The following is a 16,383-nucleotide window of genomic DNA, read 5'->3' on the forward strand; positions in this document are numbered from 1 at the left end:
GAGTCGAAACCCAGCGCACCGTGATTATCAAATACCTGTCCAAAACGGACAGACCCGCCAGTATAGGGGAAAACCGGGCGTGCGGCCACTATTTGCGTCGGCCGCATGGCGCAGCAGGGACCGAATCAGCCGTTGCAAGGAAAAAACAATGAGACTACCGATCAAATTGACAATGCTTGCAGCCCTCGCGCTGCTGGGCGGCTGCGCCGGCCTGATCCAGCAGGCCCCGACCCTGGGCGACCCGGTGGCCGTGGTAGAGCAGAAAATGGGCCGGCCAAGCGCGCGCTACCGGGTCGGCTCCGGCCAGGTCTTCGAATACGCCACCGGGCCGATGGGCCAGCAGACCTTCATGGCGCATTTCACGCCCGACGGCCGGCTGCTGTCCTATGAGCAGGTGCTAACCAGCGAAAAGTTCGCCACCGTCAGGATCGATGCGGCGACCAAGAACGACATCTTGCTTGCCTTTGGCCGTCCGGCCGAAGTGTCGCGGGTAGCGATGCACGACTACGAGGTCTGGTCCTACCGCTACAAAGAGGCCGGCGTGTGGAACTCGCTGATGCACGTGCACTTCGACCGCCAGGGCGTGGTGCGGCACATGATGAACGGGCCAGACCCGCAGTACGAGCCGCGCGACCGGCAAGGACCGTGAACCTGCGCGCCCGCCCCGCTCAGCGCTCTGGCGCAGGCAGCGTAACGGTGGCCGGCCGGCGCCCGCCGTCGCTGCGCACGAAAGCCTCGACCGCATCGAGGGTCGGCGCCAGCCGCCGCAGCGTGCTCGACAGCGAAGCCACCAGGGTGGTGTGGCTGACACCGTCGTAGTACAGCTCCTGCACCGGAACCTGCGCGCTGCGCAGGCGCGCCGCCAGGGCGCCGGTATTGCGCGCCGGGTTGACCAGGCTGTCGGAACTGGCTGCGATCAGCAAGGCAGGCGGCGCATCGGCCGTCACGTGGTTGACCGGCTGCGAGCTCGCTGGCGTATCCGGATAAGCGAAGACCGGACGCGTGGTGCGGTTCTGCACCGGCAAAAAGTCGTAGGGGCCGGCCAGGCCGATCCAGCCGCGCAGCGCCTCTGGCGCACTCCCCTGCTTGCCCAGCCAGCGTCGGTCCAGCGCCAGCATGGCCGCGTTATAGGCCCCGGCGCTATGGCCCATCACGAACAGCCTGGCCGGATCGCCCCCATGTGCGGCGATCTCGCGCTGCGTCCATGCCAGCGCCTGCGCGGCGTCGTCGAGAAAGTCCGGGTAGCGCACCTCGGGGTAGAGCCGGTAATCAGGAATCACCACCACGAAGCCCCGCGCTGCCAGGGCCTGGCCGACGAAGGCATAGTCATGGCGCTCGCCGCTGACCCAGTTGCCGCCGTAGAAAAAGACGATGACGGGAGCGTTGGCGCGGCCCGTTGGTGGATGGTAGACGTCGAGCAGGCGGCGCTCGCCAGGGGCGTAGCGCAGGCCCGCAGTGGCGCTTGCGCCGCCCGCGGGAGAGACGGCGTTGACGATCGACAGCGGGGAGCAGGCAGACAGTGCGGCGACAAGCGCGAGTGCGACAGCGAAGACGGCGATAGCGGTTTTGGGCATTGGTCGGGCCGATGAAGACATGGCCCGAGTATAGGAGCAAGACAAATCAAGGCAGCGCACGGCTGCCTGGGTTTGCCTATCGGCGCACGCTCTCGTCGGTATCGTCGTCGGTCGGGATGATGCTCACCGGTTTACCCTTGGCGAAGCGCCAGATGAACACCGCATAGCCCGACAACCCATAGATCACGAAGATCGGCCACAGCACCTTTGCCGGATCGATCGCCACCAGCGCGAAGGCCAGCGCAATCAGGAACACCACGATGAAGGGCACCGACTTGCGGAAGTTGACGTCCTTGAAGCTGTAGAACGGCACGTTCGACACCATCGTCAGGCCCGCGAACACGGCCAGGGCCCAGCTCACCCAGTCCACCTGGCGCGAGCTGATGTTGATGTCAGGGTCGGTCATCATCATGATGAAGCCGACCACCAGCGCCGCCGCCGCCGGGCTTGGCAAGCCCTGGAAGAAGCGCTTGTCGACCACCTCGATATTGGTATTGAACCGGGCCAGGCGCAGTGCCGCGCCCGCGCAATAGATGAAGGCGGCGATCCAGCCCAGCTTGCCCAGGCCGCGCAGCGACCATTCGTAGATCACCAGCGCCGGCGCGGCCCCGAACGACACCATGTCCGAGAGCGAGTCGTACTGGGCGCCGAATTCGGACTGGGTATTGGTCAGGCGCGCGATGCGGCCATCGAGGCCGTCGAGGATCATCGCAATGAACACCGCCCAGCAGGCGTGCTCGAAGCGCTGGTTCATCGCCATGACGATCGCATAGAATCCGCAAAATAGCGCACCGGTGGTGAACGCGTTGGGCAGCAGATAGATACCGCGTCCGCGCTCACCCTGTGCGCGGGCATCGGCACGGCGACCGAAGCGTTTCAGGCGAGAAAAACGAGGCGGTTTCGGCGCTGCGCCGAGGGGCCTACGGCGTGGAAAATGGGGCATAAGGATCCGTATTCAAATGTAGCTGTTTCCGCATTATAGAGGCGGAAACAGCGCGTTAGCGAATCGCTATTGTTTCGCGAACGCTTTACTTGAACCGCACCTTGCCTACCAGCCGCATCTGGAGGGTGGTTTCGCCCGGCTCGAAGCTCGGTTCGGTCATCGCGTCGGCCATCTCGCGCTTGGCGCTCATGCGCACCATCATCTGTTGCGGCCCGCCCTGCGCATCGCCGCCATAGTTGCCCGAGCCTTCGAAGTCGACCGTTTCAATGGTGGCGTCGGCCGGGGTACGGCCCATGGCGCCGGCGATCGACACGATGCGCTCGTTCAGGTTGTGGTAGGTGGCGGCGATGCGCCGGTCGTCGAGCCGCTTTTGCGTGGCCGGGGTCAGGCCGAACTGAATATTACTAACCGCCAACACTTTCTGGGCGCCGGCCGTGGTTTTCGCCAGCGTGTCGAGGCTGGTGGTCTTCATTTCCAGGTACTGGCCTACGCGCCATGCGACCGGAACCGGAACCGGCGGCTTGGCGCTGCCGTCCAGCGGACGCGGCGGCTGCGGGTTGTCGGGGTAGATCGGGTAGGTGAAGTAACCCATGGTCTTGAACTGCGCGCGCGGATCGAGCTGGCGCAGGATCGCGGTACCTTCTTTCATCTTGCGATTGACCCGCTCGGCGGCCTTGACCTTGTCCTTGTCGTGTTCCTCGACGCTGAAGGTGACCACGGCCTGGTCGTTGGCATGGCTGACTTCTCCAAAAGCCGGGACGATGACCATGGTGCCGGCGGTGGACAGCGTGGCGCCCGGGGTGGCGGCCGCTGTCTGCGCGTGGACTTGGGCGTGAACCTGGGCTGCTAACAACAAGGCCGCGACAAGCGCGGCGGGTTTGGCGAGGGACATGGTGGTTCTCCTTTTTGTGGACGGCGACATGCTACCGCCACGATACCGTTTTTCGCGGGCTGATGATGTTTATGTAATGGAAAGTTGCAAACCATTGCACTCGGAGAGGCGCTGTACTCGTTAGCTATGGATGAGCACTGAACTTCTGAGCTGAACTGCTGAGCTGAACTGCTGAGCTAATTTTTGGTCCAACCCCGGTCGATCCCGATACGGAGTGGTGGATGAAAACGCCCAGGTTCGCCAAGCTGTTTGCCCAGCTTCCCATGCTCAACCAGGCCCAGCGGCTGCAGATGCTCGATTCCCTGCATCCCGCAGCCGGCCTCGACCGGGTAATCGCCCTGATCGGGCAGATCCGTTCGGCAGGGCGGCGCTGTCCGCAATGCGGCTGCCAGCGCTACCACCGGCACGGCCAGGCCAACGACCTGCAACGCTTTCGCTGCTGCCAGTGCCGGCGCACATTTAACGACCTGAGTGGCACGCCGCTGGCACGGCTCAGGCTGCGCGGCAAGTGGCTCGACTACCTCGGCGCCGTGCTCGATTCAAGGCCGGTGCGCGACGCCGCCAAGCGGGTTGGCGTCCATCGCAACACGGCGTTTCGTTGGCGCCATCGCTTCCTGGACCGGGTCAGGCATGACCGGCCAGCGCAGCTCGGCGGCATCGTCGAAGCCGACGAAATGTTTCTGCTCGAATCGCAAAAAGGCTCGCGCACACTCGGTCGCCCGCCGCGCAAGCGAGGCGGCCGGGCCAGTCTGCCTGGCATCTCGCATCACCTCGACTGCATCCTGGTCGCGCGCGACCGCAGTGGGCAGACCATCGACGCCGTTACCGGCCGTGGCGCCTTGAAGGTAGTCCAACTGGTGCGGCACCTGTTGCCGAAGCTGGCCCCGCAAGCGCTCCTGGTCACCGATTCGCATGCCGCCTACCGTGCTTTTGCCCGCCAGTGGAGCATTGCCCACCAGGCGGTCAACCTGCGCTCCGGCGAGCGGGTTCGGTTCAGTAAGGGGGGCGCGATCCATGTCCAGAACGTGAACGCCTACCACCGGCGCTTGCGCCAATGGCTGGCGCGGTTCCACGGGGTTGCCTCGCGTTGGCTGCCCAATTACCTGGGTTGGTATTGGGCACTCGATGGCGGGCGGGTCACTTCCGTCGAGCACTTGCTCCGCATCGCATGCGGACTCAACCATAGCCAACGGTGACAGCGCCACGGTGACAGCGCCATTGGAGACACCATGAAAAACGGGCGGCCACCGACTAAGCCCGGTTGCCGCCCGACCAAGGGAAAACCTGACTTAGTTCTTTGACTGGTCCACCAGCTTGTTTTTCGCGATCCACGGCATCATCGCGCGCAGCTTGGCGCCAACCTCTTCGATCTGGTGCTCGGAGGTCAAGCGGCGGCGCGAAATCAGGGTCGGGGCCCCGGCCTTGTTCTCCAGGATAAAGCTCTTCGCGTATTCACCGGTCTGGATGTCCTTCAGGCACTGGCGCATCGCGTTCTTGGTGTCTTCGGTAACGATGCGCGGGCCGGTAACGTACTCGCCATACTCTGCATTGTTCGAGATCGAGTAGTTCATGTTGGCGATGCCGCCTTCGTAGATCAGGTCGACGATCAGCTTGAGTTCGTGCAGGCATTCGAAATAGGCCATCTCCGGAGCGTAGCCCGCTTCGGTCAGGGTCTCGAAGCCCGCCTTGATCAGCTCCACCGCGCCGCCGCACAGCACCGCCTGCTCGCCGAACAGGTCGGTCTCGGTCTCTTCGCGGAAGTTGGTCTCGATGATGCCGGCGCGCCCGCCGCCATTGGCCATCGCATACGACAGCGCGATGTCGCGCGCCGAACCCGACTTGTCCTGGTAGACGGCAACCAGGTGCGGCACCCCGCCACCGCCCTTGTAGGTGCTGCGTACCGTGTGGCCCGGGGCCTTTGGCGCGATCATGATCACGTCCAGGTCGGCGCGCGGCACCACCTGGCCGTAATGCACATTGAAGCCGTGGGCAAAGGCCAGCACCGCGCCCTGCTTCGCGTTGGGCTCGACGTTGTTCTTGTAGACCTCGGCAATGCTCTCGTCCGGCAGCAGGATCATGATGATGTCGGCATTCCTGACCGCGTCGTCGACCTCGGCGACGCTCAGGCCGGCTTGCTCGACCTTGTTCCACGAAGCGCCGCCGCGGCGCAGGCCGACGGTCACATTGACGCCCGATTCGCTCAGGTTCTGGGCGTGCGCATGGCCTTGCGAGCCGTAGCCGATGATGGCGACGTTCTTGCCCTTGACGAGGGAGAGGTCGCAGTCTTTGTCGTAGAAAACTTTCATTATTATTCCAGTATAAGTATGTGGTTATAGTCGGGACGATTGGGCGCGCTCGGCCGCGCCGTCCTACACTTTCAGGATGCGCTCGCCGCGGCCGATGCCGGAGCCGCCGGTACGGACGGTCTCCAGGATGGACGCACGGTCGAGGGCACCGATGAAGGCGTCGAGCTTGCTCTTGGCGCCGGTCAGTTCGATCGTGTAGGTCTTCTCGGTCACGTCGATGATCCGGCCGCGGAAGATGTCGGCGGTGCGCTTGACTTCCTCGCGCTCCTTGCCGACCGCCCGCACCTTGATGAGCATGAGTTCGCGCTCGATGTACTCGCCTTCGGTCAGGTCGACCACTTTCACCACTTCGATCAGGCGGTTCAGGTGCTTGGTGATCTGCTCGATGATGTCGTCCGAGCCGCTGGTGACGATGGTCATGCGCGACAGCGTCGCGTCTTCGGTCGGCGCCACGGTCAGGGTTTCGATGTTGTAGCCGCGTGCCGAGAACAGGCCCACCACGCGCGACAGCGCGCCGGCTTCGTTCTCGAGAAGGACGGAAATAATATGTCGCATTACAGGTCCTCCGAGCCAAGCAGCATTTCACTCAGGCCTGCGCCCGCCTTCACCATCGGCCACACGTTTTCGCTCTGGTCGGTAATGAAGTTCATGAACACCAGCCGGTCCTTCATGCCGAAGGCCTCGACCAGCGCCCCCTCGACGTCGCCCGGCTTGTCGATGCGCATGCCAACGTGGCCATACGCCTCGGCCAGCTTTTCGAAATCCGGCAACGAGTCCATGTACGACTCGGAATAGCGCGAGCCGTAGTCGATCTGCTGCCACTGGCGCACCATGCCCAGGAAGCGGTTGTTGAGCAGGATAATCTTCGGCGTCAGGTGATACTGCTTGCAGGTGGCGAGCTCCTGGATGCACATCTGGATCGAGCCTTCGCCGGTGACGCAGGCGACCGTGGCGCCGGGGTTCGCCATCTGCACCCCCATCGCGTACGGCAGGCCCACGCCCATCGTGCCCAGTCCGCCGGAATTGATCCAGCGGCGCGGCTTGTCGAAGCCGTAGTACTGCGCCGCCCACATCTGGTGCTGGCCGACGTCCGAAGTAATGAAGGCGTCGCCCTTGGTCACCCGGTGCAGCTGCTCGATGACCGACTGCGGCTTGATCAGCTCGCTGGAGTCGGCATAGGCCAGGCAATCCTTGCCGCGCCACTGCGCGATCTGCTTCCACCAGCCCTGCAGCGCATCCGGATTGGGTGGGGCCGCGGCCTCGAGCTGGTTCAGCAGCTCGATCAGCACGTCCTTGACGTTGCCCACGATCGGAATGTCGACCTTGACCCGCTTCGAGATCGACGAGGGATCGATATCAATGTGAATGATCTTGCGCGGATGCGAGGCGAAGTGCTTGGGATTGCCGATCACGCGGTCGTCGAAGCGCGCCCCGATGGCGATCAGGACGTCGCAGTTCTGCATCGCCATGTTCGCTTCGTAGGTGCCGTGCATGCCCGGCATGCCGACGAAGTGCGGACTGCTCGAGCGCGAGCCGCCCAGGCCCATCAGCGTGTTGGTCACCGGGAAGCCGAGCTTGTCGACCATGCGGTTGAGCTCGTTCGAGGCATTGGCCAGGATCACGCCGCCGCCCGCGTAGATCATCGGGCGCTCGGCCTGCAGCAGCAGTTGCACGGCCTTGCGGATCTGGCCGGCATGGCCCTTGTCGACTGGCTTGTACGAACGCATCTCGATCTCGCGCGGGTAGTCGAAGACGCACCGGTGCATCGTGATGTCCTTCGGGATATCGACCAGCACCGGACCGGGACGGCCGGTACGGGCGATGAAGAAGGCTTTCTTGATCGTGATGGCCAGGTCCTTGACGTCCTTGACCAAAAAGTTGTGCTTGACCACCGGGCGCGTGATGCCGACGGTATCGCATTCCTGGAAGGCATCCTGGCCGATCGCATGGCTTGGCACCTGGCCGGTGATGACCACCATCGGGATCGAATCCATGTAGGCGGTGGACAGGCCGGTGACGGCATTGGTTACGCCGGGGCCCGATGTGACCAGGGCCACGCCCACGGTGTTCGAGCTGCGTGAATAGGCGTCGGCGGCATGCACCGCGGCCTGTTCGTGGCGGACCAACACGTGCTGGAATTTATCCTGCTTGAAGATGGCGTCGTAGATATACAGGACGGCCCCGCCCGGATAACCGAAGACGTGCTTGACGCCTTCTTCCGCGAGACAACGCACCACAATCTCGGCGCCGGTGATGGGGACTGATGCTTCGTTATTCATGTCATTCCTTTCAAGACCCATTGGGTGGTTTGATCGGATGCCCTTCCTGACGAAACGCGTCAACGCGCGACAGCTCTCATGCGTCCCTTCTCTCTGCGGGCACGTCGGTGGTTCGGGACGCCGTAGGGTCCTTACGCACGGGCGCTGGGCGCAACTCGTTCGGCTTGAGTGTCTGTGGCGGTCAATCGCATCTCTCGCGCTTGTGGCGCGGGTTGGAGCAAACTGCCTACAAATGAAAGCGCGTCGAACCTGGCAAGGCCTTGTGTGCCTTTCCAGGTGACTGGAGAGCTTCGGGGGTGCAAAGCGTTCAATCACATTACTGCGTTGCACCATTCTGGTCAAGACGTCGCGTTGAAAATACTTGTTGCACCAGACAGGTGCGCTGCAGCGGGCCGCTACCGGGGTCGGCCGACAGCCGCGCTGTGCGATTTCGATGCGCCGCCTCCGGTTTTTTGCTAGGATTCGTGGGTTTTCCTCATGGCATTCGCATTTTTGCCTCTCAAGCACGCATGGCCACAGACAAAGAACTCAACGACTTCCTCGAGAATGTCGAACGGCGCGCGTTCAAGCAGGCGGTCTATGCGGTGCGCAAGGACGAGTCGGCGCTCGACATCGTGCAGGATGCAATGATCAAGTTGTCGGAAAAATACGGCGACAAGCCGGCGGCCGAACTGCCGATGCTGTTCCAGCGCATCTTGCAAACAACCATCCTCGATTATTTCCGTCGCGAGAAGGTACGCAATACCTGGATCAGTCTGTTCTCGGGCTTCAGCCGGCCCGATAGTGACGATGAGGAATTTGATATACTTTCTTCGTACGAAGCCGAGGCGGGCACGGCTGCCGCCGAGTCCAGCGCCGACCAGTATGAGCGTGCGCAGACCTTGCAACTGATCGAACAAGAGGTAGAAAAGCTCCCGACGCGTCAACGGGAAGCCTTCCTCATGCGTTACTGGCAGGACATGGACGTGGCCGAGACGGCCGAAGCAATGGGTTGCTCCGAGGGAAGCGTCAAGACGCATTGTTCCCGCGCCACTCACGCTCTCGCCGCCGCGCTCAAGGCCAAGGGAATCAAGCTATGAACACCGACGACATCAACCTGGCGTACAAGATACGCCATGCCCTGAACGAGAACCTCGACACACTGCCCGCTGACACCAGCGAGCGGCTGGCGGCAGCACGCGCACGCGCCATGGCGCGCAAGAAGCCCGACGCGGCCCGCGCAGCAGCCCGTGCTGGACAGCGCCCGCGATTCGACCTGGCCCGCCTGGCACGCGCCCTCTTCACCGGCCCGGCTCTGGTGCGCCTGGGCGTGGCGGCGCCGCTGCTGGCGCTGGTGATCGGCATGGGCGGCGTGTACGAGTTCGAGCAGGAGCAGCGCGTGGCCGCCATGGCCGACATCGATGCGTCGATGCTGGCCGACGAATTGCCGCTGACAGCCTACCTCGACCACGGTTTCAATGCCTACGTGGAGTCGCAACAGCGCCACCAATGACGAAGTCCGCTCCGAAGCCTCGCCTGGCCGTCGTTGCAACGGCGGCAGCGGTCTTGATCGCCGGGGCCGCTACCTGGGCGGTTGTCAACCGCTCCGAATCGACGACGCCCGCGGTGCGCGGCGCCGGTGACGCTACCACGCTTGCGGCCGGCGCCCGGCCAGCGGCAAAAACCCTCGACAAGCCCCTTTGGCGCCAGCTGAGCCGCGCGCAGCAAGCTGCGCTCAAGCCGCTGCAACCCGAGTGGGACGGCATGGACGGCATGCGCAAGCGCCGCTGGCTCGAGTTATCGCAACGCTACGCCACGATGAACGAGGCCGAGCAGGCCCGCGTGCACGAGCGCATGCGCCAGTGGATGCGGCTGACGCCGGCGCAGCGCAAGCTCGCACGCGAAAATTACAACAAGACCCGCAAGCTGGCCCCCGGCGAAAAAACCGCCAACTGGGAAAGCTATATCCAGTTGCCCGCAGAAGAAAGGCGCAAGCTCGCCGGCTCGGGACAGGCCCGGCCTCAGGGCGCACCGGCCATGCCGCAGTCGCCTGTCATCGAGGCGCCGATCCCGTGCCCGCCAGGCGCCATGCGCCGCGGCGCCACCTGCGTTCTGCCGCCGGCAGCTTCGGCTGGCGCCGCTCCCGGCACCGGCCCTGCGGTGACCACGGCGACGCCGCCGGCCGCCGCCTCGGCCCCGGCACCGGCCGCCGCTGCTTCTGTTCCCGCTTCTGTCCCCGCTTCTGTTCCTGCTTCTGTCCCTGCTTCTGTCCCTGCTTCCACCCCTGCCGCCGCCGCTCCCTCTACACCGAATGCAAGCAACTAGCCCTGTCATGGTCGCCACGCCGACCATTCGCCGCCGTGTGTCGGCGATGCTCTACGAATTCTTTCTGCTGCTATCGGTACTGATCCTGGCGGTGGCGCTCTACCTGCTGGTGACCCTCAACAGCCAGCACCCGGTGGCTGAAGTTGGACGCAATGTCTTCGTGCTGCTGGTAACGGCGGCTTATTTCATCTACTGCTGGACCGACAGCGGGCATACCCTGGCCATGAAGACCTGGCGTATCAAGGTGGTCAAGCTGGGCCATGCGCGGGTGCCCATCAAGGCGGCGGCGCTGCGCTTCGTGTTTGCATGGGGGTGGTTCCTGCCGGCGCTGCTGGTGTCGTGGGGCTTCGGATTGCGCGGCAAGGAAGTAGCGCTGGCCATGATGGTCGGCATCGTGGCCTGGGCGCTGACGGCCTTTTTGGACAAGGACCGTCAGTTCCTGCACGACCGGCTGGCAGGCACGCGCCTGATCGCGTTGCCCAAGGCGGTGCGCAAGTAGTTACCGGTAACGCATCAGAACCGCTCGTAATCGAGCAGATAGCGCCACTCTCCTACCGCCAGCCCGGCCATCGGCACGCGCCCGATCCGGATCCGGCGCATCGCGACAATCTCCAGCCCGACCTCGCCACACATGTGGTCGATCAGCCCGGGGCGAACGTCTTTCAGCGCAAAGCGCAGCCGGTGTTCGTTCTGCCAGCTCACCTTCATGGGCGCGATCGGCTTGCCGCTGAACTTCAAACCGTGGTTGAGCAGCGCCAGGCCGCCTTCGCGGATGGTACCGGCTACTTCGACGATGTATTCCTGCTCCATCCTGGCCGCGTCGTCCACCAGCTTGCGCACGACCCGGAAATCCTGCGAATAGATGACCAGTCCGCTGGCATCGGTTTCCAGGGGCGAGGTCAGGGTCAGCTTGCTGAGGTGGCGCTTGAGAAAGCGCTGCTGGCCGTGGCCTTGCGCGGCATGCGACTCGGCGGTGATGCAGGTCAGCGCCGCCTCGCCCCGCGCGCCAACGCCAGAGTTGAATCCGGCAGGCTTGTGCAGCAAGATGGTGGCCGGCGGCGCTTCGTCGGCGCTGGCGCCGGACTGGACGCGCACCTGCTGGCCTGGGAGCACGCGGCTGGCCGGGTCTTCGATCATGTCGCCGTCGACGCTGACCGCGCCGCCAGCGATATAGCGTTCGGCCTCGGCGCGCGAGCAGCCCAGTTGCGCGGCGACGCGCTTGGCCAGGCGGATGCCGTCGTCGGTGCTGCTCGTTGGGTCACTCATGCTTGCCATCCTGCGAAGAAATGCTTGAATACGTCGACCGTGCGGGCGACGTCGGCGCCCGACACGTCCAGGTGCGTCACCAGGCGCATGCGCGGCCCGACCGTGGCGCGGATGCGCTCGCGCACCAGTGCCTGGCGTAGCGGCTCGCAGGCGCCAGCCGGCACGTCGATCCAGAAAATATTGGTCTGCGGAGTACTTACGCGCAGCGCCTCGATGCCGGACAGGCCAAGCGCCAGCGCGGCGGCGTTGTCGTGGTCGGCGGCCAGGCGCTGCACGTTGTGCTCGAGCGCAAACTGGCCCGCCGCCGCGATCACGCCGGCCTGGCGCATGCCGCCGCCGAGCATCTTGCGCCAGCGCTTGCCCTGCTCGATAAAGGCTTTCGGTCCCAGCAGCACCGAACCGACCGGCGCGCCCAGGCCCTTCGACAGGCACACCGAGACGGTGTCGAACCCGGCCACGACGGCGCGCAGGCTGATGGCCTGCGCCACCGCCGCATTGCAGATACGCGCGCCATCGAGGTGGGTAGCCAGGCCTTGGGCGTGGGCCAGCGCGGTAGCTGCCGCCACGTAGTCACGCGGCAGGACGCGCCCGCCGATGGTGTTTTCGAGGGCCAGCAGGCGGGTGCGCGCGAAATGGACGTCGTCGGGCTTGATATACGCCGCGATATCGGACAACAGAATGCTGCCGTCCGGCTGATTGACGATCGGCTGCGGCTGGATACTGCCCAGCACCGCGGCGCCGCCGCCTTCGTATTTGTAGGTATGCGCTTCCTGGCCGACCAGGTATTCATCGCCGCGCCCGCAATGGGTCATCAGCGCGATCAAATTGGTCTGCGTGCCCGAGGGCGCGAACAGGCCGGCCTCGAAACCGAACAGCTCCGCCGCGTATTCCTGCAGGCGGTTGACCGCCGGGTCGTCGCCGTAGACGTCGTCGCCCACCTCGGCGCGCGCCATCGCGGCCAGCATCGCGCTCGAGGGCTGGGTGACGGTATCGCTGCGCAGGTCGATCCAGTTGTTCTTGTCGCTCATGTCGTCCTTATTCGGGGTTGACTGCGTCGGCCGCTTCGGCAGGCGCCGCCTGTGGGGTATAGAAACGCTGTTCCATTTCGCTCAGCCCCAGCTCGGCCAGCACCTCGCGCAAGCGCTCGGCCGGACGGCGCCGCGGCAGGTTCTTGTAGGTCGCCACGATCAGCTCGTTTTTCATCGAGTGTTCCCAGCCTACCAGCTCGGTTACCGTCACCTGGTAGCCGTGCGCCTCGAGCTGCAGGCAGCGCAGCACGTTGGTCAGCTGGCTGCCGAATTCGCGGGTGTGGATCGGGTGGCGCCAGATCTCGGTGAGCGCGCTGCGGCCCAGGTCCTTGCCCTTGTTCTTGCGCAGCACGGTCGCGATCTCGGCCTGGCAGCACGGCACCAGCACCATGTGCTTGGCTTTTTTCTTGAGCGCGAAATCGATGGCGTCGTCGGTGGCGGTGTTGCAGGCGTGCAGCGCGGTGACGATATCGATGCTCGCAGGCAGCCGGCCAGACGTGGTCGACTCGGCCACCGACAGCGGCAGGAAGGACATGCCGCTAAAGCCCAGGCGCGCCGCCAGTTCGGTGGATTTCTGCACCAGCTCTTCGCGCGTCTCGATGCCGTAGATGTGCGCGCCAGGGTCCAGCCCCTTGAAGAACAGGTCGTACAGGATGAAGCCGAGATAGGACTTGCCGGCGCCATGGTCGACCAGCGAGACGCCCTGCTTGCCTTGCTGGACATCCTTGAGCAGCGGTTCGATGAAGTTGTACAGGTGGTAGACTTGTTTCAGCTTGCGCCGGCTGTCCTGGTTCAGCTTGCCGTCGCGCGTCAGGATATGCAGCTCCTTGAGCAGCTCGGCCGACTGGCCGGGGCGAACTTCGGGCGGCAGTTCCGCCACCGCCGGGGGTGTGGTGTTGTGGTGTGCGCGCTTCATCGATACCAGCCGGCTCCGTTCAGTGGCTCTTCTCGGCCGCGTGGTTGATCGTGTATTTCGGGATCTCGACCACCAGGTCCTGGCCGGCGACGATGGCCTGGCAAGACAGGCGCGAATGCGGCTCCAGGCCCCAGGCCTTGTCGAGCATGTCTTCTTCGGTTTCCTGCGGCTCGTTGAGCGAGTCGTAGCCTTCGCGCACGATCACGTGGCAGGTGGTGCAGGCGCTGACGCGGTCGCAGGCGTGCTCGATCTCGATATCGTTCTCGAGCAGCACGTCGCAGACCGATTTGCCGGCCGGGGATTCCAGCACGGCGCCGTCAGGGCACAGCACCGGATGGGGGAGAATGACGATTTGTGGCACTTGGATTACCTCGTAATGATTTTTTGCGTAGGGTGGCCGGGGCTACCGGCTACCCCACCTATAGAACTTGCCTAGATTGCGTCCAGCGACTTGCCGGCCAGCGCCTTGCGCACGCTCTTGTCCATCCGGCGCGCGGCGAATTCGTCGGTGCCCTGGGCCAGCGCCTGCACGGCCGCGTGCAGCGCGTCCTGGCGCTGTCCGGCGTCAAGCGCCGTGTCGTTCGAGCGCGCGATGGCGTCGCGTACGCCCTGCATCAGGGCGGCCAGCGCCTGCTGTTCGGCAGCGGCCAGCAAGTCGGCATCGCTGTCGAGTGCCGCCTGCGTGGCCAGCAGGATGCGCTCGGCCTCGACCTGCTCTTCGCGCAGCGCGCGCATCTGCATGTCGCCCTGCGCCGAGCTGTACGAATCCTGCAGCATGCGCGCCACCTCGTCGTCGCCCAGGCCATACGAGGGCTTGACGGTGATCGAGGCTTCCACACCCGAGCGGGTTTCGCGCGCCGACACCGACAGCAGGCCATCGGCGTCAACCTGGTAGGTCACGCGGATGCGCGCGGCGCCGGCCGCCATCGGCGGAATGCCGCGCAGCTCGAAGCGCGCCAGCGAACGGCAATCCGACACCAGCTCGCGCTCGCCCTGCACCACGTGCACGGCCAGGGCGGTCTGGCCATCCTTGAAGGTGGTGAACTCCTGCGCACGTGCGCACGGAATGGTCGAATTGCGCGGGATGATTTTCTCGACCAGGCCGCCCATCGTCTCGATGCCGAGCGACAGCGGGGTCACGTCCAGCAGCAGCCAGTCGTCGCCCTCGGCGCGGTTACCGGCCAGCAGGTTGGCCTGGATCGCCGCGCCCAGCGCCACCACCTTGTCGGGGTCGATGTTCGCGTGCGGAATGGTATGGAAGAACTCGGTCACCGCGCGGCGCACGTGCGGCATGCGCGTCGCGCCGCCGACCATCACCACGCCATCGACGTCTTCGACCGACACATCGGCGTCGCGCATGGCCTTGCGGATCGCGTTCATGGTCTTGCCGACCAGGTGCCTGGTGATCTCGGCGAAGGTATGGGCCTGAATGGTCACCTGCACCAGCTCGCCCGACTTCAGGATCGCTTCGATGGTGGTCTCGTCATTGGTCGAGAGCTGTTCCTTGGCCTGGCGCGCCTTGACCATCAGGGTCGCGGTATCGTGGTCCGACAAGGGCGCCAGTTTGGCCTGCTCGGTGATCCAGCAGAACAGGCGGTGGTCGAAATCGTCGCCGCCCAGGGCCGAGTCGCCGCCGGTGGACAGCACTTCGAACACGCCCTTGGACAATTTAAGAATCGAGATGTCGAAGGTGCCGCCGCCCAGGTCGTACACGGCGTAGATGCCTTCCTTGGCATGGTCGAGGCCATAGGCGATGGCCGCGGCGGTCGGCTCCGACAGCAGGCGCAGCACATTGATGCCGGCCAGCTGGGCCGCATCTTTGGTGGCCTGACGCTGGGCGTCGTCGAAATAGGCGGGCACGGTGATGACCGCGCCGACCAGCTCGTCGCCGAGCGCATCTTCGGCGCGCTGGCGCAGCGTGGCCAGGATCTGGGCCGAGGTCTCGACCGGGCTCTTGATGCCGGCCACGGTATTGATCTGCACCATGCCGGGAGAGTCGACGAAATCGTACGGCAGGTTCTCGGCGTGGGCAATGTCTTTCAGCCCGCGGCCCATGAAGCGCTTGACCGAGACCACGGTGTTCTTGGGGTCGGTGGTCTGGTGCGCCTGCGCCTTGTGGCCGATGTTGGCATTGCCGTTGGCCAGGTAGCGCACGACCGATGGCAGCAACTGGCGGCCGTCTTCGTCGCTCAGCACTTCCGGAATGCTGTTGCGCACGGTGGCGACCAGCGAATTGGTGGTGCCCAGGTCGATGCCGACCGCCAGGCGGTGCTGGTGGGGGGCGGTGGACATGCCGGGTTCGGCGATTTGGAGTAGTGCCATATGTCGTGTTACCTGTTTATTTTTCTTTACGGTTCGATCGCCTCGAACGCGTACTGGATATCGGCTCCAAACTTATCGAGGAACATCATCGCGCGCACGCCCTGCGCGGCGCCCTGGAAGTCGCCCGCATCGAGCTGCGTGCCGACCTGCTCGAGCATGCGCTTGCGCTCGCGCCGCACCTGGGCGTCGAGCGCGTCGAGCGCGCCGGGGTCTTGCGCGGCCCGCGCATCGTCGAGCTCCTCGCGCCACTCCATCTGCTGCATCAGGAAGGCGGCCGGCATCGCGGTGTTCGATTCGGTCTGCAAATCGACACCGTTGATCTCGCACAGGTATTGCGCGCGCTTTTGCGCAGACCGCAGGGTCTGGTAAGCCTCGTTGGCGCGCGTGGCCCACTGCATCGCGACGCGCTTTTCGGCGTCGGTGGCATTGACGAAGCGATCCGGATGCACGCGCCCCTGCACCTCGCGGTAAGCCGCGTCGAGCGCGTCGGTATCGAGCGCGAAACGGGCCGGCAGCTGGAACAGCTCGAAGTGGTTCTGCATCATCTGGCGGG

The 16,383-nt window shown here is 64.7% G+C and carries 18 protein-coding genes; 6 read left to right on the forward strand and 12 right to left on the reverse strand.

Translation table 11 applies throughout. The annotated features are described in order from the left end of the window. The first annotated feature begins 148 nt into the window (after positions 1 to 148). Positions 149 to 649, forward strand: a complete 501-nt coding sequence (locus NRS07_RS13670) for a hypothetical protein (protein ID WP_259207808.1) — start codon at positions 149 to 151, stop codon at positions 647 to 649. 19 nt (positions 650 to 668) lie between these two features. Here the strand turns inward: NRS07_RS13670 and NRS07_RS13675 are convergent, their stop codons facing one another. From NRS07_RS13675 to NRS07_RS13685, 3 genes are all read right to left on the reverse strand, one after another. Next, positions 669 to 1,574: an alpha/beta hydrolase gene (locus NRS07_RS13675; protein ID WP_259207810.1), complete on the reverse strand. Its 906-nt coding sequence runs from the start codon at positions 1,572 to 1,574 to the stop codon at positions 669 to 671. A 76-nt stretch (positions 1,575 to 1,650) separates the two neighbouring features. Then, positions 1,651 to 2,517: a CDP-diacylglycerol--serine O-phosphatidyltransferase gene (gene pssA / locus NRS07_RS13680; RefSeq protein WP_259207813.1), complete on the reverse strand. Its 867-nt coding sequence runs from the start codon at positions 2,515 to 2,517 to the stop codon at positions 1,651 to 1,653. Between the two features lie 85 nt (positions 2,518 to 2,602). Then, positions 2,603 to 3,409: an SIMPL domain-containing protein gene (locus NRS07_RS13685; RefSeq protein ID WP_259207814.1), complete on the reverse strand. Its 807-nt coding sequence runs from the start codon at positions 3,407 to 3,409 to the stop codon at positions 2,603 to 2,605. Positions 3,410 to 3,630: 221 nt separating this feature from the next. Between NRS07_RS13685 and NRS07_RS13690 the strand changes: the two genes are divergently transcribed. Continuing rightward, positions 3,631 to 4,605: an IS1595 family transposase gene (locus NRS07_RS13690; protein ID WP_259207817.1), complete on the forward strand. Its 975-nt coding sequence runs from the start codon at positions 3,631 to 3,633 to the stop codon at positions 4,603 to 4,605. A 93-nt stretch (positions 4,606 to 4,698) separates the two neighbouring features. On the opposite strand, the gene ilvC is transcribed toward NRS07_RS13690, so the two are convergent. From ilvC to NRS07_RS13705, 3 genes are all read right to left on the reverse strand, one after another. After that, the gene (ilvC, locus tag NRS07_RS13695) at positions 4,699 to 5,715 is read right to left on the reverse strand and encodes a ketol-acid reductoisomerase (protein WP_259207819.1); all 1,017 of its coding nucleotides are present in this window, start codon (positions 5,713 to 5,715) and stop codon (positions 4,699 to 4,701) included. 63 nt (positions 5,716 to 5,778) lie between these two features. After that, positions 5,779 to 6,270, reverse strand: coding sequence for an acetolactate synthase small subunit (gene ilvN / locus NRS07_RS13700; protein WP_259207820.1), 492 nt, complete (start codon positions 6,268 to 6,270; stop codon positions 5,779 to 5,781). After that, positions 6,270 to 7,994, reverse strand: a complete 1,725-nt coding sequence (locus tag NRS07_RS13705) for an acetolactate synthase 3 catalytic subunit (protein ID WP_259207822.1) — start codon at positions 7,992 to 7,994, stop codon at positions 6,270 to 6,272. The genes ilvN and NRS07_RS13705 overlap by 1 nt, the downstream gene beginning before the upstream one ends. Positions 7,995 to 8,503: 509 nt before the next feature. Here NRS07_RS13705 and NRS07_RS13710 point away from each other — a divergent pair. Genes NRS07_RS13710 through NRS07_RS13725 form a run of 4 tightly spaced genes read left to right on the forward strand, consistent with a single transcriptional unit; the run spans position 8,504 to position 10,797 of the window. Next, the gene (locus tag NRS07_RS13710) at positions 8,504 to 9,073 is read left to right on the forward strand and encodes an RNA polymerase sigma factor (RefSeq protein ID WP_259207824.1); all 570 of its coding nucleotides are present in this window, start codon (positions 8,504 to 8,506) and stop codon (positions 9,071 to 9,073) included. Beyond that, positions 9,070 to 9,486: a DUF3619 family protein gene (locus tag NRS07_RS13715; protein WP_259207825.1), complete on the forward strand. Its 417-nt coding sequence runs from the start codon at positions 9,070 to 9,072 to the stop codon at positions 9,484 to 9,486. The genes NRS07_RS13710 and NRS07_RS13715 overlap by 4 nt, the downstream gene beginning before the upstream one ends. Further along, positions 9,483 to 10,298 carry a DUF3106 domain-containing protein gene (locus tag NRS07_RS13720; RefSeq protein ID WP_259207826.1) on the forward strand — a complete coding sequence of 272 codons (816 nt, stop codon included), beginning with the start codon at positions 9,483 to 9,485 and terminating at the stop codon, positions 10,296 to 10,298. Before NRS07_RS13715 ends, NRS07_RS13720 begins: the two co-directional genes overlap by 4 nt. Next, positions 10,285 to 10,797, forward strand: a complete 513-nt coding sequence (locus NRS07_RS13725) for an RDD family protein (RefSeq protein ID WP_259207827.1) — start codon at positions 10,285 to 10,287, stop codon at positions 10,795 to 10,797. The genes NRS07_RS13720 and NRS07_RS13725 overlap by 14 nt, the downstream gene beginning before the upstream one ends. A gap of 14 nt (positions 10,798 to 10,811) precedes the next feature. Here NRS07_RS13725 and NRS07_RS13730 read toward each other — a convergent pair whose 3' ends face one another. From NRS07_RS13730 to hscB, 6 genes are all read right to left on the reverse strand, one after another. Then, entirely contained in the window at positions 10,812 to 11,564 is a 753-nt protein-coding gene (locus NRS07_RS13730; protein ID WP_259207830.1) for an rRNA pseudouridine synthase, read from the reverse strand. After that, positions 11,561 to 12,592, reverse strand: coding sequence for a low-specificity L-threonine aldolase (gene ltaE, locus NRS07_RS13735; protein WP_259207832.1), 1,032 nt, complete (start codon positions 12,590 to 12,592; stop codon positions 11,561 to 11,563). The genes NRS07_RS13730 and ltaE overlap by 4 nt, the downstream gene beginning before the upstream one ends. A 7-nt stretch (positions 12,593 to 12,599) precedes the next feature. Continuing rightward, the gene (locus tag NRS07_RS13740) at positions 12,600 to 13,508 is read right to left on the reverse strand and encodes an SAM-dependent methyltransferase (RefSeq protein ID WP_259207835.1); all 909 of its coding nucleotides are present in this window, start codon (positions 13,506 to 13,508) and stop codon (positions 12,600 to 12,602) included. A 19-nt stretch (positions 13,509 to 13,527) separates the two neighbouring features. Further along, entirely contained in the window at positions 13,528 to 13,869 is a 342-nt protein-coding gene (gene fdx, locus NRS07_RS13745; RefSeq protein ID WP_259207837.1) for an ISC system 2Fe-2S type ferredoxin, read from the reverse strand. A gap of 71 nt (positions 13,870 to 13,940) precedes the next feature. Next, positions 13,941 to 15,830 (reverse strand): Fe-S protein assembly chaperone HscA, encoded by a 1,890-nt coding sequence (gene hscA / locus NRS07_RS13750; RefSeq protein WP_259207838.1) that lies wholly within the window; start codon positions 15,828 to 15,830, stop codon positions 13,941 to 13,943. 26 nt (positions 15,831 to 15,856) lie between these two features. Beyond that, positions 15,857 to 16,372, reverse strand: coding sequence for a Fe-S protein assembly co-chaperone HscB (gene hscB / locus NRS07_RS13755; protein WP_259213243.1), 516 nt, complete (start codon positions 16,370 to 16,372; stop codon positions 15,857 to 15,859). Positions 16,373 to 16,383 lie beyond the last annotated feature (11 nt).

The organism is Massilia sp. H6, assembly GCF_024802625.1.
Lineage (GTDB): Bacteria > Pseudomonadota > Gammaproteobacteria > Burkholderiales > Burkholderiaceae_D > Telluria.

What these genes read in the sequence shown, in the direction of transcription:
- NRS07_RS13670 (WP_259207808.1), top strand. Translation starts at nt 149, where the DNA reads ATGAGACTACCGATCAAATTGACAATGCTTGCAGCCCTCGCGCTGCTG.
- NRS07_RS13675 (WP_259207810.1), bottom strand. Translation starts at nt 1,574, where the DNA reads ATGCCCAAAACCGCTATCGCCGTCTTCGCTGTCGCACTCGCGCTTGTC.
- pssA (WP_259207813.1), bottom strand. Translation starts at nt 2,517, where the DNA reads ATGCCCCATTTTCCACGCCGTAGGCCCCTCGGCGCAGCGCCGAAACCG.
- NRS07_RS13685 (WP_259207814.1), bottom strand. Translation starts at nt 3,409, where the DNA reads ATGTCCCTCGCCAAACCCGCCGCGCTTGTCGCGGCCTTGTTGTTAGCA.
- NRS07_RS13690 (WP_259207817.1), top strand. Translation starts at nt 3,631, where the DNA reads ATGAAAACGCCCAGGTTCGCCAAGCTGTTTGCCCAGCTTCCCATGCTC.
- ilvC (WP_259207819.1), bottom strand. Translation starts at nt 5,715, where the DNA reads ATGAAAGTTTTCTACGACAAAGACTGCGACCTCTCCCTCGTCAAGGGC.
- ilvN (WP_259207820.1), bottom strand. Translation starts at nt 6,270, where the DNA reads ATGCGACATATTATTTCCGTCCTTCTCGAGAACGAAGCCGGCGCGCTG.
- NRS07_RS13705 (WP_259207822.1), bottom strand. Translation starts at nt 7,994, where the DNA reads ATGAATAACGAAGCATCAGTCCCCATCACCGGCGCCGAGATTGTGGTG.
- NRS07_RS13710 (WP_259207824.1), top strand. Translation starts at nt 8,504, where the DNA reads ATGGCCACAGACAAAGAACTCAACGACTTCCTCGAGAATGTCGAACGG.
- NRS07_RS13715 (WP_259207825.1), top strand. Translation starts at nt 9,070, where the DNA reads ATGAACACCGACGACATCAACCTGGCGTACAAGATACGCCATGCCCTG.
- NRS07_RS13720 (WP_259207826.1), top strand. Translation starts at nt 9,483, where the DNA reads ATGACGAAGTCCGCTCCGAAGCCTCGCCTGGCCGTCGTTGCAACGGCG.
- NRS07_RS13725 (WP_259207827.1), top strand. Translation starts at nt 10,285, where the DNA reads ATGCAAGCAACTAGCCCTGTCATGGTCGCCACGCCGACCATTCGCCGC.
- NRS07_RS13730 (WP_259207830.1), bottom strand. Translation starts at nt 11,564, where the DNA reads ATGAGTGACCCAACGAGCAGCACCGACGACGGCATCCGCCTGGCCAAG.
- ltaE (WP_259207832.1), bottom strand. Translation starts at nt 12,592, where the DNA reads ATGAGCGACAAGAACAACTGGATCGACCTGCGCAGCGATACCGTCACC.
- NRS07_RS13740 (WP_259207835.1), bottom strand. Translation starts at nt 13,508, where the DNA reads ATGAAGCGCGCACACCACAACACCACACCCCCGGCGGTGGCGGAACTG.
- hscA (WP_259207838.1), bottom strand. Translation starts at nt 15,830, where the DNA reads ATGGCACTACTCCAAATCGCCGAACCCGGCATGTCCACCGCCCCCCAC.
- hscB (WP_259213243.1), bottom strand. Translation starts at nt 16,372, where the DNA reads ATGCAGAACCACTTCGAGCTGTTCCAGCTGCCGGCCCGTTTCGCGCTC.